Below are 22247 nucleotides of genomic sequence, written 5' to 3'. Positions count from 1 at the left end.
TCTGAAGTAGTTGCTCAGACCCGAGATAACTCGAACAGGACGCTGACCAGAGAATCGATCGGCGATTCAGTACTTCACCTTGCGAGTACGCAGGGCATTGCACCCACGGAATCACGGCAACACGTGCAATCGCCACGGACAGCAACGCCTCGCGAATCTACAGTTGCGGTACCGGACTGGGTCGCTTGAGGCTGTGATCGGTGACAACGATGAGATCACGTGCTGGGGAATGCCGGCCAGTCCGCTCGCCCTTTTCGGAACTCGAGTCGTTTTCCTGGACGGGTATAGGATCTTTATGCGAACTGCGCGTAGTTCAACGTATGAGCGTTCGATTACCAAGCGTCCGTCACCCACACTCGTTCTACGACGTCTTCAGTGTCGTCACTGTTGCGGTGGCGATCATGGCTCTTGTCCTTACTATCTGGTACGGGTCGATCATCAGGGCCGAGATGGTGGTGTTCATAGCGATTATCTTTATGTGGGCCGTGTGGGCTATCGAACGAATACTAAGCGAATCCGAAGAACGAGCGAAGCGACAAGAGAGGCAACTTCCCTGGGACAAATAACGGTGGCGACCGTTAGCCGGTCAACACGACATACGACTACGAGTTCGAAGTCTACCCTCCGGCAGAGGTCGAATTCGAGATAGCGGGGCTGTTCAGTTGAATTACGATAAAAATATACGGATTAAATACAGAGATTAGATAGAATATATACTATTCCCCCAGTTTATTTTCTATGGTTTGTATTTCAATTCCCCCTTCAGCATCGATGCTTATTTTGTAATCTCGATAGTGTAACTGGATTTGATCATCCCCCGTCATCGATTCTAAAAGTTGGTCCAACGCGTCTGGATCGATTACAGTATAAAGGGGCGTGTTTAGACGCTAGTAAGAGCAGCTAAATGTCTAACTTACTAGGAAGTGAAGCGGGAAGACGGGTTTGTGTCCAGCAAACTCGCCCGCTTCACTGATCGGGTTGTCTCACTTGCTCAAAAAGCCGTCGTCGGCGAGCCAGCTCCAGCGTTCGAAGAAGGAGAAAATGGGTACGCAGACTAGGTGATCGTGGCAATTCACGGCCTCCGCGAGTACTTAGATCACACGTATCGGCGGCTGCTGGACGTACTGCACGAGATGCATGGAATTGTTGCTAAACTCGACCTAACGGTGGCTGATCTGCCGGATTTCACGACCGTGTGTACGCGCAAGCAGGAGCTAGAAATGCGAATCTGGCGCGTCTTGCTCCGGCTGTCGGCGGGTCTGCACGATCTCGGTGATGTTCAAGCCATCGACGCAACCGGCATGGATCGGATAGCTGCCAGCCAACACTACGCAAAACGGACGAATTACACGTTCGAGGCGGTGAAAACGACGCTCCTCAGTGATTGTAAGACTGGTGCGATCCTAGATATACATTGCCCGATGAAACAACCGCATGATTCGAAGATCGGCTGGCAAATGGTCAAACGGAATCTCGACAAACTGAACAGTCTCACCGCCGACAAAGGCTACGACTGGTGGCTGCTTCGCCACAGATTGCGTTCTGAAAGCGTTAAACCGGTGATCAAGCACCGCGAATTCGGCTGGCACGGCATCGCCAACAATTTCTTGCAAGATGACACGATCTACCATCAACGCTCGAACGCCGAATCCACGTTTTTCGCGATCCGGCGCAAATACGGTGAGACCGTTCGAGCTCGAACGTGGTTCGGACAGTTCCGCGAACTCGTTCTGAAATGCGCCGTCAGAAACATCGAACTCAGCGTCAGCCACTCACGACCGTGAAATCACGCGTCTAAACAAGGCCAAAAATGGCTAACACAGAAACACCGTGGAGAGACGAATCGCTCCTTTACGAACTCTACTGGGAACAAAATCTGAGTACGAACGAGATTGCCGACGAATTGGGATGTGAGCAATCGACCGTCTGGGGGTGGATGGACCGCTTCGACATTCCCCGTCGCAGTGCCTACGAGGCGGCCACGAATAGACGGCTTCACCCAGCCGTTTTCACCGACCGCGGATACGTGATCTGCGCGTCAAACTACCGAGGGTCAACGGATTCAGTCGGCATTCACCGACTGGTGATGGTTGCTGAGCACGGATTCGGTGCGGTCGTCGAGAAACATGTCCATCATCAAAACGGAGTCCGATTCGAAAATCGTCCGGAAAATCTCGAACTCCTCACTCGAGGCGAGCACGCCCAGCGACACGGATTTGGGACGGAGATCCGCCCCTCGAAGCAAGAGTTAGGAAATCTTCAACGAGAACGCGATGAACGAGGGCGGTTCAAATGACACCGGACGCCTACATCGGCGAACGGCAACGAGGACAGCTGATTGTCACGCGAGTGCCTGAAGGAACACAGCTGACACCAGAGAGAAGCCTCGAGCTCGCCAATCACAGTCCGAATGGGTTCGAGTCAGGATACTGTGGTAGTGGGCCAGCGCAGCTCGCACTCGCGCTCCTGCTTGATTACACCGACGATGCGGAAGTGGCACTTGCGGAGTACATGGTGTTCAAGAACGAGGTGGTCAGCCGGTTGGAGGGTACTGGTACCGAACAGCGGTGGCGTCTCACCGGGAGCGAGATTGAAGCGAAGGTTGGAACGGAAACGGGTGAACTCATCGCCTCATAACAGGATAGCGATATCCCGCGATCATCTGAGTAGCTGTTGGGAATACACCCAACACACTTATGGTGTTGGGCGACCACCCAACGGGTGAGGGATGGGCCACGAACTCACGCACCGCTATGCCCACGTCGAGGCCGGACTCGTCGAGAACGTCGTCATCCGACGGACGACCGATACAGACGCCTACCCGTCCGGCTGGAAGTACACCCTTCATCTGGGAACGCTGCAAGATCTAACGCTCATCCGCTACGATAACGCCCACGAAGACACCAAAGGCCACGAACTCCACACCGCTGCCGGGGAGGCAGACGTCGAGTTCCCTGGTATGGAAGAACTCATTGTCGAGTTTTGGGCCAGTGCTGACGAATACTGGGACACGATTGGTGGCAACCCACCCCGTCCCTATTGAACTGCAGAGACAATACAGATCCAACCCACCCGAACATGACCACGCTTCACATCACCGTCGGCGATCGAGCACAGCTCCGAGAGGACACGCTCCAGTTCATTCAGACTGCTGAGGCTGATGAACTGGACGAAAGCGATGAGCGTGCAGTACTCCAGTTCGGGACTTATGACGATCTCGTCGACAGTCTCACTCCACTGCGCCTCGATCTCATACAGGCCATCGCCAAAGAGCGCCCATCAAGTATGCGTGAGGCTGCACGACTCGTCGACCGCGACGTTTCCGATGTTCATGCAGATCTGAAACAGCTTGAGGTATTGGGTATCCTCGAACTCAAGGAAGGTGGCCCTGGGGGAGCGATCCAACCAGTTGTCCCGTTCGATAAAATCGAGATGCACATCGACTACCCGCTTCTCGACGACGTCGACGTAGACAGTACTCCAGCTAGCGCAGACTAGCCACGTGTTTTTCACCCTCTGAAGGGGTGCGGGGGCTATCAGATGGCTCTCGTGGAAAGTGCATGTCTGACTCAAAGCAACAAGCAAATCGAGTTGTTGAATCGTCGTCCAGAGAAGGACGCACGAACCAAACCGAGTACGTCGAGCGAAGCGATGTCGGCGTCTCACTAACCGTCAAACTCACTCGCGGTACTGGCACCCGCGATCAAGACAAGATTACGGCCAAAGTGAAGGGTAAGACGCTCGAAGACGCCCGCAAGGACATGGAAACCCTCCGCGAGTATATCCACGGCCTCGCTGAGGACGCTCGCCAAATCCAGCCAGCAGACCCACACGAATAGTACCTCTTTAGAGCGTTGCACATAATTGTGCAACTATAGGATGTACGATGTGTGCGGTGAGAAGGAACTCAAGGTCATCCTCGTACTCGACTCAGATGATTCCATCTCAGGCGTCGCGCGGAAGATCGACGAGAACCGGGAGACGATTCGGCGCGTCGTGAATCGCCTCGAAGAAGCGGGATACGTCGTGTACGATGATGGCCTCCAGCTCGTCGACCAGACAATCCGAGACGCCGGTCTCGAGTTCCTGACGGCGGCAACAGACATCTCGCCGCCGTCGATCTCGGAGGCGTACGTCCTCCCGCAGTTCGCGGGTATGGAGTATGCATTCACTGCCATCGATGCGGTTTATGTCTGGACTCGCGGTGGCTACCAGGTTGCTCGCGACCCGGAGGACTATCCGCTGTTCATTGCCGTCCACGAGTCCGACCTCGACGCCTGGATGGCGTTCTTCGACCGGTTCGGAATCCCGACTGCAGAGGAGCGCCAGCCCGCTGACGACCTCGATGGTTCGATACAGGTGGTCCTCGAGCCGGAGGCACAGATCGAGGCCGAGATGGTCGAAGGACGGCCAGTTATCTCCCTCCAAGAAACCGTAGCGTTCGCAAACGAGCACTACGCACACTTCCAGTCAGCCCTCGACATGCTCGACCGTATGTACGACGAGGTCGACACTGACGCGAACTACCGCCCAAACTAACCTGGGCTGCATGCAGTCGAAGACGATGTTCGGTGGAGGCCTGAATACGTGACGTGCAGCAGATAGCCGCTCACGGAAGCAGGTCAACCTAGAGCCGTTTTTTCTCGCCTCAAAGCGTGGAGGCGAACATCAGTGAGTGATTCTTCAGATCAATTTGTAGAATCGAGTGGCCTAACACCAGAACAGCGTCTCGAACCACCGAACACGCGTCTCATTAACGCCGGTATCGTGACGATCAACGACATGGAGACACTACGGGCTTGTGTCGCGTACGAGAATGCGAATCAGGGACGTGTTCAGATGCTCCGGCATCTCGAACGTCAGGCACAAGAAATCCGCTCACAAGAGGGGTGAGTCAGCTCTTAGTCGAAGATGTTTTTTGACTCCGAAGGGGCGGGGGAATCAAACGTCCCCCAAAGGTGAACCAAATGAAAGACTCCAACGAGACGTCAGCGTATCGAGTAACAATTACCCTTGATAGCGCGAAACTTCCCGTCGACGAGCAAGACCGCAACGCGCTTCTCACCGAGTTCCGTTCGCGAGTCGGCCATCTCGTCGAAGGGCTTCGTCGCATCGACGCCGAACAAGATGATATCGACATCAGTACGGGCTACCACTATGCGCAAGTTCCGGTAACGTGCCCACTCTGTAGCGAGCAACTCGATCTCCAGAGCGTCCACCTCGATACAGAGAACGGAGCCCTGGCTAGTGCGGTGTGTTCGAGCGAGGAGTGTGACTGGAGCGGTGATGCAGTCTATCGAATCATCGACCTCGAGGGCAGCGAAAGCGACGCATTCGAGAGTAGCGTACTGACCGGGGATATCGCGCCGGACTACCTCCCTTACTGAACTGAGATGGTAGAAGACAATCCAACGTTCACCCGTATCGAGCCGAGTTGTCCTCGTGACGACTGTGAATCTCGGCTTGGAATTGGGAAACCGATCTACGCAGAGGAACACACGGACATCGTCTACGCCGACGTGTGGTGTCTCAACGACGAGTGTTTGTTCACTGCTTGTGCGCAGTTCGCGCTCGTCGACTTGCTTTACGAGAACTCGGATTCGAAAAGGAGCCTCGTCGAGGCAGGGGAGGTTGAGCCGTTAGAAGCGAGATATCAGTACTGAGCCGCAGACATAGCAGCACCCACAGAGGACCGCCTTTATTAACCAACAGGAACCGTACAACAGCAATCAGTGTTGGTTAACGGATAGCCGCTAAGAGCAGTTTCCCCGGTAGAGACTCACATCTAGTAGGCGAGGATCAGACAGCCGTCAATACAGCCAAGTAGAGCACTGAATGCACCACTAAGTCCTCGCATAGCGATTACACTAGATATGACTACTCCAGAGGATATCGACCGCTACCGTCGCAATCGTCAGGGCGAATTTGACAGTGCGACGGTCTACACGGCGATGGCTGACGCCGAATCGCAACCACAGGTCGCAGAAGTCTACCGCCGGCTGGCCGACACTGAGCGAACCCATGCAGACTTTTGGACTGAGAAAATTCGAGAAGGAGGTTCTGACCCAGGAGACGCCAAGCCATCTCGGCGAGCGAGAGTACTGGCGTGGCTCGCTCGTCGATTCGGACCGGGGCTGGTACTATCCTCCATGCAGGCAGGTGAAGCGATCGGTGGGAGTGACTACGCGACCCAACCGGAGGTCACAGGAACCGGGATGGCCGCCGACGAACGCTCGCACGATCGTCTCCTGACGGTAATCGCGGAAACGCCCGGGCGGGGTGCACGGGGAGAGGTCCTCGCCCAGCTCGAAGGCCGTCACCGGGCAACCAGCGGCAATGCACTCCGTGCCGCAGTTCTCGGCGCGAACGATGGTCTCGTGTCCAATCTCAGTCTCGTGATGGGCGTCGCCGGTGCGGCACTGGATTCGACCGCGATTCTGATTACGGGTCTCGCCGGGCTCCTCGCTGGATCAGGGTCGATGGCGATGGGCGAGTGGCTCTCCGTCCAGAGCTCTCGGGAGCTCTATCAGCGGCAGATAGGTATCGAGGCCGAAGAACTCGCCGAGGTTCCCGAAGAGGAGGCAGAAGAACTGGCGCTCATCTACGAGGCCAAAGGACTCTCCAAAGAACGCGCCAGAGAGATTGCCGAGCAGTTGGTTAGTGACGAGGAGATGGCACTGGACACGCTCGCCCGTGAGGAACTGGGCATCAACCCGGAAGAGCTGGGCGGCTCGGCCTGGGAAGCGGCCGCGACGTCGTTCGTACTCTTCGCGCTCGGAGCCATCGTCCCGGTCCTCCCGTACTTCGTGTTGAGCGGACTGGTTGCCGTCGGCGTGAGTCTCGTATTGAGCGCAGTCGCGCTGTTCGTCATCGGCGCCGGAATCACGCTTCTCACCGGACGTTCCGTGCTCTTTTCTGGACTGCGTCAGGTCGGGATTGGACTCGCTGCTGCGATTCTCACCTACGGCGTCGGGAGCCTGATTGGAGTGACGCTCGTCGGCTGACGAATGGGGAACGTCGGGTAACAGCTGGCTCGGCGGGCCAATAACAAAGGCCGTTCGCCGCGAAGTCTAATGCGAACACGAGAGGGGTGCTCGGAAGAATTCCCCGCGCTCTAACACCAGTCCAATGAATCCAATCGAGAGAGGAAAAATCACGCTCGACGCGTGGCGGGCCAAAAGAGCGACCCGTGCAGGGATAGAGGCTCGGCAGCGACGACGACTCGCTGAGATGCTTTCGTTCGTCCGGCGACAGTCACGGTTCTACAAGCGACACTACGCCGATGTCCCCGAGGGCAGTACCGACCTCACACAGTACCCGCCGGTGACGAAGGCGAGGTTGATGGAGCACTTCGACGACGTCGTCACGGACACGGCGATTACCAAAGCCGAGATCGACACGTTCGTCGCTGACGAGACGAAGATCGGCGAGCGCTTCCTCGGAAAGTATCCGGTTTGGACGACATCTGGGACGACCGGGGAACCGGGGGTGTTCGTCCAGGACGAGACCGCATGGACCATTTCAGACGTGCTGGGTGACCGGTGGATTCTGCCCGCGATGGTCAGCGTTTCGTCGCTCTCCCGCCTCTTCACGCAGAATCTCCACATCGGACTCATCGCGGTTTCGGGCGGTCACTTCGCCGGTGCGGCCGGCCTCGAGATGATGCGTCGAGAATCCGTCTATGGCGAGCGTCGCCTTCGACTCTTTTCCCCGAAGAGCCCGATCGACGACCTGATCTCCAATCTGAACCAGTACCAGCCCGCCATCCTCGAAGGCTACTCGACCGTCCTCGTCGAGTTGGCGCGAGCCCAGCAAGACGGCCGACTCAACATCAGCCCCGCACTCGTTCTCCCCACGGCAGAACCCATCTCTGAGGCCCAAAAGCGAATGCTCCGGGACACCTTCGATTGTGTGGTCCGGGAACTCTACGGGGCGACGGAATTCGTCCCGATTGCCGTCGAATGCGAACACGGGAATCTCCACGCCAACACCGACTGGGTCGTCCTCGAACCGGTCGACGAGGACTACCAGCCGGTCGAAACAGGGACGCCGTCGGACACCGTCCTCATCACGAGCCTCGCGAATCGAGTGCAACCGCTCGTCCGGTACGACCTCGGAGACAGCATCACCCTCTACGAAGAACCGTGTCCCTGCGGGAGCGCATTCCCCATCATGGAGGTCGGCGGACGGCAAGGAGACGTCCTCCAGTTCGAAACCGACGAGGGAGAGGAGGTCCCGATTTTCCCACTCTCCCTCTCAAGCGTCGTCGAAGAAGTTCCGGGTGTCCATCGAACCCAGATTATCCGCACAGCCCCCACTACACTTCGGGTCCGCTTTGATGTCACCCCTGATGCAACCGAGGAAGAAATCTGGAAGCACATCGAGCGAGAGCTCCAGTCGTTCCTTCGTACTCACGGGATTAGCCGCATAACTGTCGAAGCGGCATCCGAGCCTCCACAACGAGAGGAACGAAGTGGGAAGTTCCGGCACGTCTGGTCCGAACTAGAGAAGTAACTCACTCCGTTCAGTCGCCGTGTTGGGCATTCGATGTTGCTGAGTGAGTCCACGAGGAGATCATGCTCAACACGAAGAGATTTGAGGACCGTACGCATTTAGAATCCCAGTCTCAGCTTTTTCCCACGATCTGGCTGAAACAGCGAATGTTGACCTCCTCCTCCGCGTGAACACGGAGGAATCCCACCACGGGATTTCAGGCCGAGCGAAGCGGCCTGTTGGTTTCAAGACGCATCCGTTCCACGCATCACCTGCTGGGTTTCAGCATCGGCGTGGCTGTCTTGTGGCCCGGTCAAAGAGGCCCCATCCGTAGCCGAGTCATCGTCACCGGCCTTCTGCCGGGAATCCCGGTCGCTTTGGCGGTGACTCTCTCCACTACGGTAGCGGTCTGCAATGTTTATCGCCCCGTTCACGTCGGCTTGGTACTCACCGACCCAACAGTCGTCGTTCGAGCATTTGAACGTCGCCTGTCGTGGTCGATAGCCGTGTTCACCGCAGGCGTGGCACGCCTTCGACGTGTTCCGGGGATTCACCGTCTCGACGGGAATTCCCTTTTCGGCGGCTTTGTAGCGAATCTGCGCGTGGAGCTTGGCAAAGCCCTAGCCGTGCAATCGCCGGTTCATGTACGCGCCGTAGTCCATGTCCTCACGGATATACGTCAGGTCTTCCAGCACCAGCACTGGATTCTCGACGGACTCGGCGTACTCCACGACCTCGCGGGTCACACGGTGGAACACGTCGTCCATGCGGTCCCACAGCGCGTCACTGTAGGACGCTACGATGCGCTCACTCCCACGCTTCTGCAGGCGTCTTATGGCGGTGAAATAGGTTTTGCGGAGCCGACGAACGGCCTTGCCGTCGTCGGCCCACAGTTTGGGGCGAACCGGAGATCCAGAGTCGTCGCGGTGACACACCGTGACGAGACTCGCCTCTCCGATGTCAACGCCGATGGGCGTCCGCTCGTCAGCGGACGCCGTAGATTGGTTCTCCACGTTGCGGGTGGCGGTGACGTGGAGATACCACGTCCCATCTCGCTCGAAGAGCCGGCTTTCACCCATCTCGGCGTCGTCAGCGTACAATGCTTCGAGCCACTCCCGTTGGTTGGGATTTGGCTGTGCTGGGATCCAGAGATGATGATCTTCGTGATGCGGGATTTTGACGTACCACTCGATAGCGTTCTGTGGCTGGTGATCAAGTTGCAGTCCCTCGTTGGTGAATCGCACCGGGTGGTCGTCGTGAAGTTCGTCGGCGTCGTAGCTGTTGTGGAGTTGTGGGACGTACTTTTTGAGGGCGTTTTTTTGCGTAGCCGCTCAGGTCATATTCAACAGCCACGTCATTGGCCGCTGACTGTGTTTCACAGCCAGCGGCGAAGGCGGCCTGAAGTGCCTGCTGGTAGGCGTCCCGTGTCTCACAAAGCTTCTGTCGCTTGTGGGCGTTGGGGCCTACAAGCTTCAGTTCGAGGGTCTTCGTGAGTTCTCCCATCATCGCCGTACGATGCCCTTCGGTTGTGATCGATATATAGCTCAGCCGTCCAGAGTGGAAGTGAAACCGTGAGAAATCCGGCACTGCAACAGAACGGTGGACTGTCACACTATGCTGCCCGCTTGACCCCCGCCTGTTCGCTCCTCGGTTCCGACAGGGTGTCGGAACACTCGTCACTCACGGGAAGGCGAGGGTATACGCTCGTATCTCTATCACACGAGCTCTGAATACCAAGTGTGACCTGCCAGATCCATTGCGGTGAATGATCAAACCGCTATTACTCGAAACGGGCGACATGATTGCCTCTTCGTCCGGGATTTCGATGTCGTGCACCATAAGTCGCCTAAGAAAGTGACTGTCGAGTTAGGGCGTACATCGATGCCCCCTGTGGACTCCAGACCGAAATCGATTCTGTGCCGTTGAGAAGCGGGAAGAGGTTGATAACTTCCGAACTGGTTGCATCGCTTGTCGCGCTTTCCCGCGCGACAGAGACCGAACCAACATTTGTTTGCCTGTACTCCACTCCGCTCGGCGGCCACCACCCTGTGCCCATCCGAGCGGTTTTGAGAACTATTCGAAGACGCCGGGTTCCGGCTTCCCGATTTCGATCTCGTCAACAGCTTCTAACATACACACAAAGATGGTAGATCACAAAGCCATACAGGGCAGCCACAAGCACCTCAAAAGAACAGTGAGTGGTCACGAGTGTGTCTGAGTGAGAAACGAGTGGAATTACTTAACGTTCAGGGACTCGACACGACAAATATGGCTGGACAGCCATCTTCACGTCCGGCGAGAGCACTGAAAGCAGGTGGGCCACCAGCGGCCATCACCGCAGCTATCGGCGCTGGAGCAACTGGCGTCGCCGGCAACGGGATCAAAGCACAAACGAAACCCATCGCCGATGGCGTCGCACAGACCATCGGCCTCGGCCCGCAGTTGGGCCCCGTCTTGCTTCTGGTACTCGCTATGCTCGTACTCGTCGTCGCGTTCGTCGTTCCCGGCATCTTCGAGGGCACGTGACGAAGTTCGCCCTGATGTAGTTGAGTAGGCGAGTAGAGAGACGTGAGGACTTCAGCTAGTTCTATCCAGGGATATCTCCACGGTTCGTGTAAATATCCTGCACCTCTGTTGCACTGCGGTTGAGTTCCTGCTAGAGGTCGTCCATCGACTTCGGGTCGTCGAGTGCGTGAAGCACTTCGAGTTCCCCGTAGACGCGCTCTGTAATCGCCGCGACGGAGTCGTGCAATGGCGTCGTCACATTGTGTTGCTCAGTGAGATCAGTCAACAGTAGTGAGGGAGTAGAGCTCGCCTTCAGTGAGCATACTGTGGCATAATAGTAAATCGATAATAACTAACAGCTGTATCAAGTCGATATCCGTGAACCGCTTCGGGGTTAAGCCCTGAAGGTCCCTGAGAAGAGTTCTATTCGTCAAGAAAGGTGTCGACGTCAAATTCAGTTTCCCAGCGTGGTCGCACCGGTCCTGGCATCTCGTCAGCAAGATCGCGCAGTTCTTCAAGCGTCGTCCACGGGTAGCACTGCCCCATCGCTTCCCATCGCTTGAAGAAACTCAGATGCACCCAGCTGTACACTGCCGGTTCCTCGTCGACACTGGCAGTTCTCTCTTTAATGATGTCGGTTAACTCGCGCTCGGTGATGTCGATTCCTTCACGCTGTGCGGCTGTGATGAGCGACGCTAACTCTCGTTTCTTCTTTTCTTGCTCTCGGTCCTTATCATCGATGTTGTCAAAGTTCGTGTAGTAAATGGTGAGTGCTGCTTGGATAGCGTCCTCTCGCGTCTCGAGGTTGTCACGGGTGAGCCCTGTGTAATCTCGAGGGAACACAAACGTCTTTCTCGCGAATAACGATCGGCACACGCCTAATTCAGGACTCTCTCCGCCGTCTTCTTTTTCGTAGACGCCCGCAATAGAGTCAGCGAATTCGCCGAGTAGGTTGATTTTGATATCGAATTCAGGGATAACCGCCGTGTCAAGATCGAGCGTGTCTCCAAGCACGATCGACTCGGAGTTGGTTGGCATGTTCAAGCAGTTAGCGAACTCGCGCAGCCGGTGGCCGTACTGGCCTCGGTAGCTACCGAGAACGAGGTAACTGGTGTCAGCTTGCTCGAATCGTGGCAGTTCTTCGTTCATGTATCGAATGACTTCCTGCCAGTCTCTCTGTGGCGCTTCTATCCCCTCGAAGATTCGGTTGACAGCTTGGTAGATGGCGTTTGCGTTCTGGGGAACCCGTGGACCGCTCATGTTCCTCCCTACAGAAGTGTTCGGCTTAAGTGTTCATACACAAGTTGGCTGAACTGCCCTAATCCCAACCTGGGTAACCCGAACAGTTACGTAACTTCGGCTGGAAAATGACGCACATGAGCAATAGCGCGGACGCCCACCGCGGCCCGCCCGAAAGGCCAACCGAACCTTTCGGTGGGGAAGACGTTCTGCCGTTCGAGAAACAGCGACGCGCACACCGGTTTATCACGCAGGAAACTCGCTACTACATTATCCAGGCAATCCTCGGGCATCCCGACCACCTCGTCACACTGGACGAGCTGGAATACCTAGTACCCAAGAATCGGTCGACCATCCTCGAGCATCTTGATCGCCTCGCGGAGAAAGAACTCGTGACAAAACAGGTCTATGACGGTGATGACGCTGAGCAGAATGACCCACGCGAGTTCTGGCGGTTCACTAGCTACGGCATCACTCTACTCGATGAATACGACTACCTCCGATACGTGCCTGTGCTGCGCGCCCTTCAGGACAACCTCTATCTCACTGAGAAAATCGAGCGGCATCGAAACGCACCTCGCCCCACCCTACCTGATGACGTTGCCAACGCCTTCACTGCGCCCACTCTCGACGATGAAATGCAAGCCGAACTTGACGATGTGTTGGCCGCCCGGGAACGCGGTGGCGGCCGACTCTTCGACGCTCCTCCGGTGAAACCTGACCCGGACGCCATCACCGAGGACGAGGCAGATCGCCCGCTCGACGAACTGTTCTGATACCGGGGCGACACTGTCTGACTTGTTCTGTGACAGTTTTCTACGGTCCAATCTCAAGTGCGTTGGCGGCTTCGCGTGGTTCGATATCGTACTCAAGGAGACGTTAGGCGGCCAGCTGCTAGGCCCATTGAGATAGCTTCGAATCCACGGCTTCGTAGTGGACGCTAAACTCGGTCAGTGCAACGGCAACCAGGAGGCCTTCCTGTCGATCATCGAAAGACATCGCCGGTTTTGGTCGCAGCTTCGAATATCAACTCATGCATCAGAGATCCACCAAAAGGGAGGGAAGACTGAGTTGGTACCCCACACTCCTTGGTGGTGTGTTAATCAGGAGGTCCCGAGATCGGCAGACGGTCTGGCTATGGAGTTTCTTGTGGTGCGATCTCGGGGCTGGCGAAGACCGTCTGTGTCGGAGCGGCGGGTTTTGTCGGACAGCGATCAATCCTTCTCCTCGCCAAGTGGAGGTAACAAGGCAAAAGCCATGCAAATAATATATTAAAATCAGTGAAATAGAAAATAAAGTGGTGGGCGAAAGATCTGATTCCTTCTTCTGATTCTGTGAGCATACTCGTTGTGCTCCTCAAGAGCAACACCGAGAATGACGTTAGCCGTGGCTGAGATGTAGATGACAATTGAATGTTGATCTGCCGATAACCCTACATCCGAAGTGAGAAGACAGTATCCGGTGATAATGACTATCAGATTTCATTATGGAGGGTTATTTGCCACCGTTCATGTGACTAACACACATGATTGGTGACCATATGCTTCCCCGTCGAACCGTCTTGGCAAGTCTGGGGACCAGCGCCTTAGGTGGTATTGTTACAACGGGTACGGCAATTGCCCAAGACCGTGACCCAAGTGAATACGACCGACCCCGAACAATCGAAGAGAACGGCGTCGAAATAACACAGTGGGACTGCTCCAGGGCTATCCTCGATGGACCAAATGAGATCGTCCAGATAATCGTAGCTGTCCAATATAACGGCATTTCGCAACCCGAAGGCATTAGAGACACAGTCAGTGGGCTTCTCGACGTACACAACTTCGATCTACCCGTCGATATCAGAGTGAACGATCACCTCGACGAGTTCGACCCACTAGATGGATCCGTGATCATCGAGGGTGTGAGCATCTACAACTCACTCGGTGAACGGACGCCATTGACAACTGATCCGGGACTTATCGCGACTTTCGCGTGGCCTATCGGGGAGTGGGAATGCCACGAAGTAAGAGGAATGGTCCCGCCGGATGATATCATCCGGCCCAAATCGGCAATCCCCTACGAGTATAATGTCGAGCCGTACTGAGGCTCAATCTTCTCGACAATTTGTTCGATATCCTCGAAGGGGACCTCGTAATCTTCGATCAAACCGGAGAGCTACTTGCCCTCGAGGTCACTCCTGCCTGTAACCTCAACAGTCGTCTTCCGTTGACAGGTCGATCAGTTGGTGATGGCGATCGTACTGAGAGGCTTCTACTTCACGAATAGACTGAGGGCGACGGAGTAGACGGTGTGGATCCGGGCTTGAGGTCGCCGTTCGATCGCTCTCGTGCTGCTTGACATGCATCTCACAGTACAGTACCACGGAGGAAATCCGGCGAGCGATCGATATCCTGCATTTATCCAACGAGATGGTTGGATTGCCTCTGATCTGGATACAGCTTTACTGGTGGAGTCTGCACAGAGTTACTGCCGGACAACGTGATTACCGCCAAACGTGAATGTGGGTGGTATGTTTTTCATCAAGGTTGCAGGAGTTGTCCCTATGTCAGACCGAACCAGACGAGCTGTGTTGAGGGCGGGGGCAGCGATCCTCGCCGCTGCTACGGCCACAGGGACAGGCAGTATGGCGGGACAGAACCAATCGAATGGGGGTGACACTGGTAACATCACTGCAACGGGCAGTGACGATGTTGGTGAGTTCGATATACCGGGTGAGACGGCAATGTTTCAGGGCACAGGGCAGCACGTCACTGAGGCGCTCACTGTCAACAAGGGGCCACTGCTTGCCGAGGCACGCTTCGCAGACTATTGACACTATCGATCACCGCGGTCCCCCAGGGGAATCGCGGCATAGAGACGTTCATGATGAACGCCGATGCATCACCCGGCGTCGGCGGAGCGATGGTTGCTGACGGGCCCTACGTCTTCGAAATAGAGCCGATGGTCGGCATCACTGTCACAGCAGCAGTTGAGTGGGACCTGACGCTCATCCAACCCCGCGTGACTGATGAGCTTCCCGTGGCCAGCCCCCCAGTGACATATGAGGGAAATGGCAGTACAATTGTCGGACCCGTCCAGTTTAGTGGCGGTGGCAGGGAAACGATCACGTTCGCACACGAGGGCGAAGGCTGGGTCGACGTCTATATCTACCCACAGAACGGCGACTACAGTGAATTTCCGTTCACCGACTCAGGCACGTTCGAGGGTGAAACGACGGTCCAATCCGAAGGCACCAGTTGGATTACGGTCCAAGCCAGCGGGCAGTGGACACTCGCACTTGAGTCTGCCACCGGATAACAGCAGTACTTCGCGGACGTCTCGATCTGGAGTCAGTTTTCATTCAGTGTTCAACTTTCTCGGCGATGCTTTCGAATGCTTGCTATGGGTGACGGAGAGGTTCCCGGAATAGGGTCCACGGTCGTCCGGTTTGCTTCGATCGTAGCCGGTGGCCACTCCAGGATAGAACCGCCGTCGGCGTACTGCTGGCTATTCATTGGCGTTCCCCTCGCAACGGATGACCTGTTCAACGTAGCACTCGCCATCGTACAATAATCGGTACAGGCCACGAGCACGTTTTTCGACCCACCCGGCGTTCTCGAGCGCAGTGAGTGCGTCGTTCACACGTTGACGTTCGAGGCCAGTATTATCACGAATGCGCCGCGGGTTTACCTGATACTCGTCACAGAAAACATCGAGGACCTGGCGCTGTTGTTTCGACGGATCGAAATTCTTGTTCGCCATGTTGAATCGTTTGTATCCTTTCATAGCGATCCCCTCAAATGTACCTATCACTGTCGATATTAATGTATTTTCTTTTGTCCCCTTTATTGTACGTTACAAAGTAACGCTTATTAGGTTGGCAAATAAAGTACTAACCGAGCACGGGACGCCTCAGAAAATTTCTGAGGCCGGTGTTGGAGCACCGACCTCCCGTGCTGGTGCAACCAGCATATGAGCGTACAACGCCAAGCAGATGAAACGGTTTCGACTCACGCACAGACCGCCGTCGTTCTCGAGCGACATTCGTGGAACTACGGCTACGTCGGCGAAGACACCGAAGGTCGACACCACCACGTCGACCGAAAACTCGAGCGCATCGTCGTCACGGAATCCCGCGCCGACCACGATTACTCCGGCGCCGTGCCAGTATTCTCACTCGAGGGCCCGATCCTACACACCGAAGCCATCGAACTTGGACCGATGGGCGAAGGTGGCGAGGACCTCCGGCGCTGGATTCAGTTCATCGACCAGGAGTGTGGCGGCTGGGCCGACCGCCCTGTCTCGGCAGCCGAAAAGGCGCAGGACGTCATCGAGGAGGCTCTCTAGCGATGGCCGCCAGAGATCGACACCAGAGCCTCCGCAGTGAGCAACTCGAGCGCAAAGCGACTCGCCAAATCCGACTCCCCGCAGAAGCGAAGGCGGTCGCCGGTCCAGAGCCCGACGACTCTACCCCCACGACGACCGACGCCCCAACCATTGACTCGAACCCGGAGGTCGAAGCATGACTACCGGGCCCGAACATCCGATCCGCGTTCGTCTCGAGGAGGTCCTCGCGGACGTGTGGGTTCTCGACGGGGAGATAATCGAGCCGCTGTCGCTTGAACCGGCAATCCACAACATAGAGGAGACGATCGAGGTCTACAAGCGCATCGAAGCAGACGATTCCTACTCCACGGAGGACGACCGATGACGGACTCCTCCGGCTGGCTGACGTCAGTCTGGGACGATGCGCTCGAGTCACCGAACAACCAGCCACAGCCAACTCGGACCGAGACCCACCATCGGTATCGCCTCGAGCAGCGGTTCGAAGGCACACGCATCGCGGGAGGAGAGAGCGCCCCCTGCTGCGTCTGCGGTGACCACCTCCACGAAGGACATCCGGTAAGCGCTCGAACCTGCCGGTACTCCGACGAGCCCACTTACACGATCGCGGCCGTCTACTGTGCCGGTTGCGCTCCGACGGAGCTGACGGAGGCCACGCACGGGCGAGACGACATCCTCCTTGAGGCCGACCTCGGACTCGTGATGGCGGGTCAGACCCACTGGACGATCCTCGTCGAGCCGACAGTCGTGGCTACCGCCTGAGCACCACTTCCTCGCATAGCCTCCCCGGACGGTGCTTTCTTCACGAACGACCAGTCACCAGTGGCCACGTCAACGGTCGCCGCGCCCTCGAGACGGACAACCCATCCGTCGCGATAGCGACAGCGCCGTGACTTCTGGTCGACCTTCGAGCTCCGTTCTGGCGAACGATCCACCATTTCCTCTATTTCCCCGATGACACCCAACAGTCCCGACAGTGACGCATCGCGATTGATCGACGTCGACCTGCAGGACGACGAGATCGTTGTTCGCCTCACTGACGAAGGAGAAACACAGGTACAACCCGAGACGGGAACGGTCGGATCGGCCGGCGGAGCTATGGTAATCGTTAAAACTTTCTACTCAGAGATGGTTTCTGAGGGTAGTGGATCATCTCGACGAAATCTCTGTCGAGGAATTGCAAGATGCTCTCGACAACGTGGAGGGAAAGAAGCCGACACAACGGCTCTTAGCGGCAATAGCGTACAAAAACGGCGTTACACAGACTGAACTCGCCGAGTGGTACGACGTTCAGCGACGCACGATCTATAGCTGGCTCACGCGACTCGACACCGACGAGTCGCTTGAGCAGGCTGTAACTGATGCTCACCGATCTGGGAGAAAGCGAAAACTCTCAGAAAAAGAGCAACAAGAATTCGAAGAAGCTGTCCACGGCTCGCCCAAAGAAGTCGGGGTTGACGCGCCGGCGTGGACGTCGGCGCTCGTCCAGCAGTACCTCAACGAGACCTACGATGTCGAGTACTCAATCCCGAGTTGCCGGCGGTTGCTCAAAGAGGCAGGATTGAGCTATCAAAAACCACGCCGTACGGTCGCTGAAGCTGAGGCTGACGAACAAGAAACGTTCCACGAAGAACTCAAAAAAAGCGGCGGGAGATGGACGCCACAATAGTCTGTATTGGTCAAACCAAGAAATCCGTGCAAGTTGAGCCGCGTGCCGCGTGGTTTCCGCGCGGCGCGCGGCCAGCCGTCGAATTGTCCGGGCAACGCGACCGGACGTGTCTCTTGGGTGCGATCACCGAGGACGGCGATCGCTTTTTCTCTCGATTCGAAGAGTACGTGACCGCCGAACATGCGAAACATTTCATTCTCGCGTTATGCAAAGAGTTCGAAGAGAACTTGGTCGTCGTGTTGGATGGAGCGCCGTATTTCCAGGCATCGGCCGTCACGGACCTCGCGGCCCGTGACGACCTCGCCTTCGTCACGTTACCAGCGTATTCACCGGAACTCAATCCAGTCGAAGAGTGCTGGAGACAGCTTCAATCAGCTCTTAGCAACCGATTCTTCGACTCACTTTCTGAGCTAACAACAGCGATCGATACCGCTCTTGATCAACTCTCTATTCCCAAAGTGAGCAACTATTTCTAACTTCTACTATAGAATTTGTGGAGCGAGGGGCGACACCCGAGCCTGTGATGAAGCTCGGTATCCAACTCCATTTGGCGGGATTGTCGCTGTCGGGTACCGTCTCAGTCCTCGACAGCCTGGGTGTCGAACGATGTCGCACCACCGTGCACAACTGGATTCAGAAGGCCAACCTACAGCCAGCAGACGGAGTCGAGCCGAATCACGTTGCGGTCGACGAGACGGTGATTCAGGTCAATGACCAGCGCTACTGGCTGTACGCGGCGGTCGATCCTGCCACCAACCGCCTGCTCCACGTGCGGCTCTATCCGACCAGAACCACTGCCTTGACCGAGATGTTCCTCGCGGAACTCAAAGAGAAACATCTCGTCGACGACGCACTCTTTCTGGTCGATGGAGCGCCCTGGTTGCAGGCAGCCTGTCACCGTCACGGGCTCCGATTTCAGCATGTTACCCACGGAAATCGGAACGCCGTCGAACGCGTCTTCAAAGAACTCAAACGCCGGACGAAAGCCTTTGCAAACCACTTCAGACACGCCGAACCAGAAACCGCAGAAACGTGGCTCCAATCGTTTGCAGTTTGCTGGAATCAGCTAATCTGAACAATGCCTCGAAACAACGAGACAGAACTGCAATGGCTCGCGTCACAGATCCACGGCCTCCACTTCCGGAGTGGATTCTCGAGTGCTACGATCGGCTGTGTACGCAGGCACGTCGGCCAGACCACGGAGAAGACAGCGTTCCGCTGGTCGATTACGACGATGCCGTTGACGTGCTGATCTCTGATTCAGAGTTAGCTCTCGAACAACGGGATGTCGAGCACGCACTGACGCGGCTCCTTGAACGGGGCTACTTCTACGAAGTCGAGGATGAACTTCGGATCACATCCCCAGAAGAGCAGTGTTAGCTATTCGTCAAGGAGCTGTCTTGCACGACGGTAGATCGGCGCACCAAGCCAGTCCCGGGTCTTGGCAATCTGTTCGAGTCTATTCTGAGCGTTCTTTGGTTCAAGTACGCCCCGCTTGACGAGCGCCCGGAGTACAATTGGCGAGAGTGCGACCTTGGCAGTTGTGAGATTTTGAATCTCTGGGAGTGCTCGGAGGTCGTCGGTCAGAAGAAATGCAGGTTCAAGCTGCTCTTCCAACCTGATACAACTCGCCTCCCCCTGATCGATCGTTGATGACTCAAATTGTTCTCCATCAACGGTGTGAACAGAGAATTGCGCCTGCTGCTCGAGCACATTCTGAGCTGCCTGTCCATGTGGATCGTCGTACTCAGCTGTCTCTTCGAGTTCTTGCATAATCACACTCGTCGTGTGAACCTCGAACTCAGCGAAGACCAGGTCAACTACCTCGGCTGTGGCTAACGAAATAAGTGCACTCGTATCGGCAACAATCATTGCCAGCTACAGCCCCGCAAGCTCGTCGGCGAGATCCTCACCTTGGTCAAGAACGGCTTTTGAGGTGCGAACCGCTTCGGCGTCTTGGCGACCAATAAACGTTTTGAGGACATTAAAACCGATCTCGTCTTCAAGATATAGCTCGACGATCTCTTCGTTGAACGCGTCCTCGTCTTCGATTTCGTCTAGATAGGATCGAAGTGCCTCAGTCACAATCTCTGTCCTATTCTTGTGAGTAATCTTCGCTGCGACATCGGCCTTCTCGACTAATTCATCTGGAATCCGGAAGTTTACTCGAGTCGTTCCCATAGTCGCTCTCTGTACATACAGTGTACCCACAGCTAAATAAAATTGCCCCCCAAGACGACCTCGGTTGTTGTTGATCACCCGAATCTCAGTGTGGCCTCGTATTTCTTGAACACGGACTGAAACCCCTCGTCGACGACCTGCTGGACAAGCTTCGCGAACGAACGTCGATTACCTGGATCTTCAACGAGCGACCGAAACGTACTCTCGAAGTGATGCCCATGAGAAGGCCGATCACGACTCGAGGTTTCGTGAGCCGCCTCGTGCAACACCACGAGATACAGATCGTGCATCCAGACTGCACGCTGGCGACTCGTCACGGCTGAGTCGGTGATCACGATGTACGTCCTGCCGTCGGTCCAGGCATCGGCACTCGCCTCGCCGTAGTACACCTCTCGCTCAATCCCAAGCTTCCTTGCGAGTACTCGAGCGAAGCGAAGATACCGCCGCTGATCAGCGTTCAACTGCGATTCGTCCTCGATGCGATGGTAGCCCGTCCATACACCTTCTGACTTTGCTTGCTCGCCAACATCGAACGTCTTTGGCATCGTTATCGATGTGTCTTCGTCAGTGGCGAGGTCGCGAAGCCGCTGGGTTGCCGCATCACTCGTATCGAGGACGACGTAGCCACGCTCGACGAGTTTGTCCGCGCCTTTCTGGGCACCGTCGACCCACCCAATTTTCGGGGCCGTCTGGATCTCCTCGAGGCTGATACGGGACTCCGTTACTAGCTGGAACAGCTTGCGATGGGCCCACTGCTCGTCCGATGCATCACCGCCGTCGGACGCCATTGCCTCAACCATCACCCCCCGACTCTCGGCAGTCAGCCGATCGTCCGAGACATCTGTATACAGGTCGTCACGTGCCTGCTCAAGTGCGCTGTCGATCCGCTGCCACCGATCACAGCCGGACTGGATGTCGTTTCGGGCAAAGTTCAGCGTCAGATTCCCTTTCGAAACGACGATTCCGCCGACTCCGTACTCACGTTTCGTCGTCACATACAGCCCATTGCTGTAGATATCGAGTCCCTCGTGGGGCGTGTACTCGAGTGCGAGAATCGCATCCTCGGTTTCACGGGTGAGCGATGGATGTGGTGAGTCAGTCACCGTCTCGAGTGGGTCGCCATTGTCGACCGGTTCGCCGTTGATCACGACCGAGACGCCCGTTCGTGATTGTACGTACGCGAAGCGCTTGCGAAGATCGCGAACGTAGCGCCGCCAGCGGTAGCTGTCCGGGTCCGGCACTTCGTCTTCGTAGTGATCGATCTCGACGAGCATCCCCTCGAGATGATGCTCAGCGTCCACGAGTTGGCCATCGCGCCCGCTGACGTCTGCCCACGGTTCAGAGTCGCGTCGATCCCGGTAGTCGAAACACAATGCGGTGTCATGACTCCAGATACGAACAGCACCCTTCGCGATGATCGCACCCTTGCCGATGCCCCACTCGCCGATCGTCTCGTCATCTGATCGCTGCTTGCTTCCCGCACCCAGCACCGACAGGTTGCGTCGTCCTTCGGTCGACTCGAAATCGACGCCGGCCCCATCGTCGAGGATGAGCGATCGCTCTGGCGAGATGCTAACCAAGACACGGGATGAACCCGGACTGTCGATGCCGTTTTGGACGGCTTCGCGGATTGCGTCTGTGAGATCCGCCATCTGATCTTCGATAAGGTACGTTGCGACCCGCTCGTCAGCCGTCATCGTCACGGTCTCCTCCGTCGATGGCTGACTGGCCGGCCTCGGGTCACTTGTCTCGTTCGTGGTGAATTCTGCTAACGTCGGATGTTCTGTCATGGTGTCCACCCCTGTGGCACCACAGAAACTGAACGGCGGAACTC

Annotated in this window: 28 protein-coding genes and 3 pseudogenes; 24 read left to right on the top strand and 7 right to left on the bottom strand. The window is 56.4% G+C overall.

Annotated elements, in window-relative coordinates; all coding sequences use genetic code 11:
* Positions 1 to 320: 320 nt before the first annotated feature.
* Positions 321 to 566: a hypothetical protein gene (locus NJT13_RS20725; RefSeq protein ID WP_254526041.1), complete on the top strand. Its 246-nt coding sequence runs from the start codon at positions 321 to 323 to the stop codon at positions 564 to 566.
* Between the two features lie 150 nt (positions 567 to 716).
* Here the strand turns inward: NJT13_RS20725 and NJT13_RS23595 are convergent.
* A pseudogene (locus NJT13_RS23595) lies at positions 717 to 866 on the bottom strand (HalOD1 output domain-containing protein); the annotation flags it as partial.
* Positions 867 to 923: 57 nt separating this feature from the next.
* Between NJT13_RS23595 and NJT13_RS20720 the strand changes: the two are divergent.
* The 12 genes and pseudogenes from NJT13_RS20720 (at position 924) to NJT13_RS20665 (ending at position 8514) form a co-directional block, all read left to right on the top strand.
* A pseudogene (locus NJT13_RS20720) lies at positions 924 to 1784 on the top strand (IS5 family transposase).
* A gap of 26 nt (positions 1785 to 1810) precedes the next feature.
* Positions 1811 to 2296 (top strand): HNH endonuclease, encoded by a 486-nt coding sequence (locus tag NJT13_RS20715; protein ID WP_254526040.1) that lies wholly within the window; start codon positions 1811 to 1813, stop codon positions 2294 to 2296.
* The gene (locus NJT13_RS20710; RefSeq protein WP_254526039.1) at positions 2293 to 2637 is read left to right on the top strand and encodes a DUF6166 domain-containing protein; all 345 of its coding nucleotides are present in this window, start codon (positions 2293 to 2295) and stop codon (positions 2635 to 2637) included. The genes NJT13_RS20715 and NJT13_RS20710 overlap by 4 nt, the downstream gene beginning before the upstream one ends.
* 91 nt (positions 2638 to 2728) lie before the next feature.
* Entirely contained in the window at positions 2729 to 3043 is a 315-nt protein-coding gene (locus NJT13_RS20705) for a toxin-antitoxin system TumE family protein (protein ID WP_254526038.1), read from the top strand.
* Positions 3044 to 3078: 35 nt separating this feature from the next.
* Entirely contained in the window at positions 3079 to 3498 is a 420-nt protein-coding gene (locus tag NJT13_RS20700; protein ID WP_254526037.1) for an HVO_A0114 family putative DNA-binding protein, read from the top strand.
* 62 nt (positions 3499 to 3560) lie between these two features.
* Positions 3561 to 3839 (top strand): DUF7389 domain-containing protein, encoded by a 279-nt coding sequence (locus NJT13_RS20695; protein WP_254526036.1) that lies wholly within the window; start codon positions 3561 to 3563, stop codon positions 3837 to 3839.
* A gap of 40 nt (positions 3840 to 3879) precedes the next feature.
* Positions 3880 to 4539: a helix-turn-helix domain-containing protein gene (locus NJT13_RS20690; RefSeq protein ID WP_254526035.1), complete on the top strand. Its 660-nt coding sequence runs from the start codon at positions 3880 to 3882 to the stop codon at positions 4537 to 4539.
* A gap of 132 nt (positions 4540 to 4671) precedes the next feature.
* Complete coding sequence (locus tag NJT13_RS20685; protein WP_254526034.1) at positions 4672 to 4893, top strand: DUF8129 domain-containing protein; 222 nt, start codon at positions 4672 to 4674, stop codon at positions 4891 to 4893.
* A gap of 74 nt (positions 4894 to 4967) precedes the next feature.
* A complete protein-coding gene (locus NJT13_RS20680; RefSeq protein WP_254526033.1) occupies positions 4968 to 5387 on the top strand; it encodes a hypothetical protein in 420 nt (139 codons plus the stop codon).
* Positions 5388 to 5393: 6 nt separating this feature from the next.
* Positions 5394 to 5663: a hypothetical protein gene (locus NJT13_RS20675; protein ID WP_254526032.1), complete on the top strand. Its 270-nt coding sequence runs from the start codon at positions 5394 to 5396 to the stop codon at positions 5661 to 5663.
* A 210-nt stretch (positions 5664 to 5873) separates the two neighbouring features.
* Positions 5874 to 7004, top strand: a complete 1131-nt coding sequence (locus NJT13_RS20670) for a VIT1/CCC1 transporter family protein (RefSeq protein WP_254526031.1) — start codon at positions 5874 to 5876, stop codon at positions 7002 to 7004.
* Positions 7005 to 7230: 226 nt separating this feature from the next.
* Positions 7231 to 8514 (top strand): hypothetical protein, encoded by a 1284-nt coding sequence (locus tag NJT13_RS20665; protein WP_254526030.1) that lies wholly within the window; start codon positions 7231 to 7233, stop codon positions 8512 to 8514.
* A gap of 224 nt (positions 8515 to 8738) precedes the next feature.
* Here the strand turns inward: NJT13_RS20665 and NJT13_RS20660 are convergent.
* Positions 8739 to 9996: pseudogene (locus NJT13_RS20660) on the bottom strand (RNA-guided endonuclease InsQ/TnpB family protein).
* A 765-nt stretch (positions 9997 to 10761) separates the two neighbouring features.
* On the opposite strand from NJT13_RS20660, the gene NJT13_RS20655 reads away from it, so the two are divergent.
* Positions 10762 to 11019, top strand: a complete 258-nt coding sequence (locus NJT13_RS20655) for a hypothetical protein (RefSeq protein ID WP_254526029.1) — start codon at positions 10762 to 10764, stop codon at positions 11017 to 11019.
* 402 nt (positions 11020 to 11421) lie between these two features.
* Here NJT13_RS20655 and NJT13_RS20650 read toward each other — a convergent pair whose 3' ends face one another.
* Complete coding sequence (locus NJT13_RS20650) at positions 11422 to 12258, bottom strand: DUF8170 family protein (protein ID WP_254526028.1); 837 nt, start codon at positions 12256 to 12258, stop codon at positions 11422 to 11424.
* A gap of 116 nt (positions 12259 to 12374) precedes the next feature.
* Between NJT13_RS20650 and NJT13_RS20645 the strand changes: the two genes are divergently transcribed.
* The 3 genes from NJT13_RS20645 to NJT13_RS20635 all read left to right on the top strand — a co-directional run bounded on the left by NJT13_RS20645 (position 12375) and on the right by NJT13_RS20635 (position 15537).
* Entirely contained in the window at positions 12375 to 13013 is a 639-nt protein-coding gene (locus tag NJT13_RS20645; protein ID WP_254526027.1) for a hypothetical protein, read from the top strand.
* Positions 13014 to 13762: 749 nt separating this feature from the next.
* A complete protein-coding gene (locus NJT13_RS20640; RefSeq protein WP_254526026.1) occupies positions 13763 to 14323 on the top strand; it encodes a hypothetical protein in 561 nt (186 codons plus the stop codon).
* A gap of 779 nt (positions 14324 to 15102) precedes the next feature.
* The gene (locus tag NJT13_RS20635; RefSeq protein ID WP_254526025.1) at positions 15103 to 15537 is read left to right on the top strand and encodes a hypothetical protein; all 435 of its coding nucleotides are present in this window, start codon (positions 15103 to 15105) and stop codon (positions 15535 to 15537) included.
* Between the two features lie 189 nt (positions 15538 to 15726).
* Here the strand turns inward: NJT13_RS20635 and NJT13_RS20630 are convergent, their stop codons facing one another.
* The gene (locus tag NJT13_RS20630) at positions 15727 to 16005 is read right to left on the bottom strand and encodes a MarR family transcriptional regulator (RefSeq protein ID WP_254526024.1); all 279 of its coding nucleotides are present in this window, start codon (positions 16003 to 16005) and stop codon (positions 15727 to 15729) included.
* 186 nt (positions 16006 to 16191) lie between these two features.
* Between NJT13_RS20630 and NJT13_RS20625 the strand changes: the two genes are divergently transcribed.
* From NJT13_RS20625 to NJT13_RS20595, 7 genes are all read left to right on the top strand, one after another.
* On the top strand, positions 16192 to 16566 hold the full coding sequence (locus NJT13_RS20625; protein ID WP_254526023.1) for a hypothetical protein: 375 nt from the start codon (positions 16192 to 16194) through the stop codon (positions 16564 to 16566).
* A gap of 2 nt (positions 16567 to 16568) precedes the next feature.
* Complete coding sequence (locus tag NJT13_RS20620) at positions 16569 to 16745, top strand: hypothetical protein (RefSeq protein WP_254526022.1); 177 nt, start codon at positions 16569 to 16571, stop codon at positions 16743 to 16745.
* Positions 16742 to 16930 carry a hypothetical protein gene (locus NJT13_RS20615; protein ID WP_254526021.1) on the top strand — a complete coding sequence of 63 codons (189 nt, stop codon included), beginning with the start codon at positions 16742 to 16744 and terminating at the stop codon, positions 16928 to 16930. The genes NJT13_RS20620 and NJT13_RS20615 overlap by 4 nt, the downstream gene beginning before the upstream one ends.
* Complete coding sequence (locus tag NJT13_RS20610) at positions 16927 to 17325, top strand: DUF8112 family protein (RefSeq protein ID WP_254526020.1); 399 nt, start codon at positions 16927 to 16929, stop codon at positions 17323 to 17325. The genes NJT13_RS20615 and NJT13_RS20610 overlap by 4 nt, the downstream gene beginning before the upstream one ends.
* 382 nt (positions 17326 to 17707) lie before the next feature.
* Positions 17708 to 18708 (top strand): IS630 family transposase gene (locus NJT13_RS20605; RefSeq protein WP_254526019.1). Its coding sequence is split into 2 segments (ribosomal slippage): positions 17708 to 18200 and positions 18200 to 18708, totalling 1002 coding nucleotides; the frame shifts between segments, so codons are not numbered across the junction.
* Positions 18709 to 18716: 8 nt separating this feature from the next.
* Positions 18717 to 19307, top strand: a complete 591-nt coding sequence (locus NJT13_RS20600; protein WP_254526104.1) for an IS6 family transposase — start codon at positions 18717 to 18719, stop codon at positions 19305 to 19307.
* A gap of 32 nt (positions 19308 to 19339) precedes the next feature.
* On the top strand, positions 19340 to 19612 hold the full coding sequence (locus NJT13_RS20595) for a hypothetical protein (protein WP_254526018.1): 273 nt from the start codon (positions 19340 to 19342) through the stop codon (positions 19610 to 19612).
* Here the strand turns inward: NJT13_RS20595 and NJT13_RS20590 are convergent, their stop codons facing one another.
* From NJT13_RS20590 to NJT13_RS20580, 3 genes are all read right to left on the bottom strand, one after another.
* On the bottom strand, positions 19613 to 20104 hold the full coding sequence (locus tag NJT13_RS20590; protein WP_254526017.1) for a PIN domain-containing protein: 492 nt from the start codon (positions 20102 to 20104) through the stop codon (positions 19613 to 19615).
* Positions 20105 to 20110: 6 nt separating this feature from the next.
* Positions 20111 to 20413 (bottom strand): ribbon-helix-helix protein, CopG family, encoded by a 303-nt coding sequence (locus NJT13_RS20585; RefSeq protein WP_254526016.1) that lies wholly within the window; start codon positions 20411 to 20413, stop codon positions 20111 to 20113.
* Between the two features lie 74 nt (positions 20414 to 20487).
* Entirely contained in the window at positions 20488 to 22203 is a 1716-nt protein-coding gene (locus tag NJT13_RS20580; RefSeq protein WP_254526015.1) for an ATP-binding protein, read from the bottom strand.
* Between the last annotated feature and the right edge of the window lie 44 nt (positions 22204 to 22247).

Source organism: Natrinema caseinilyticum, from assembly GCF_024227435.1.
GTDB classification, from domain to species: Archaea; Halobacteriota; Halobacteria; order Halobacteriales; family Natrialbaceae; genus Natrinema; species Natrinema caseinilyticum.
This window is presented reverse-complemented; position numbering and strand designations above follow the sequence as displayed.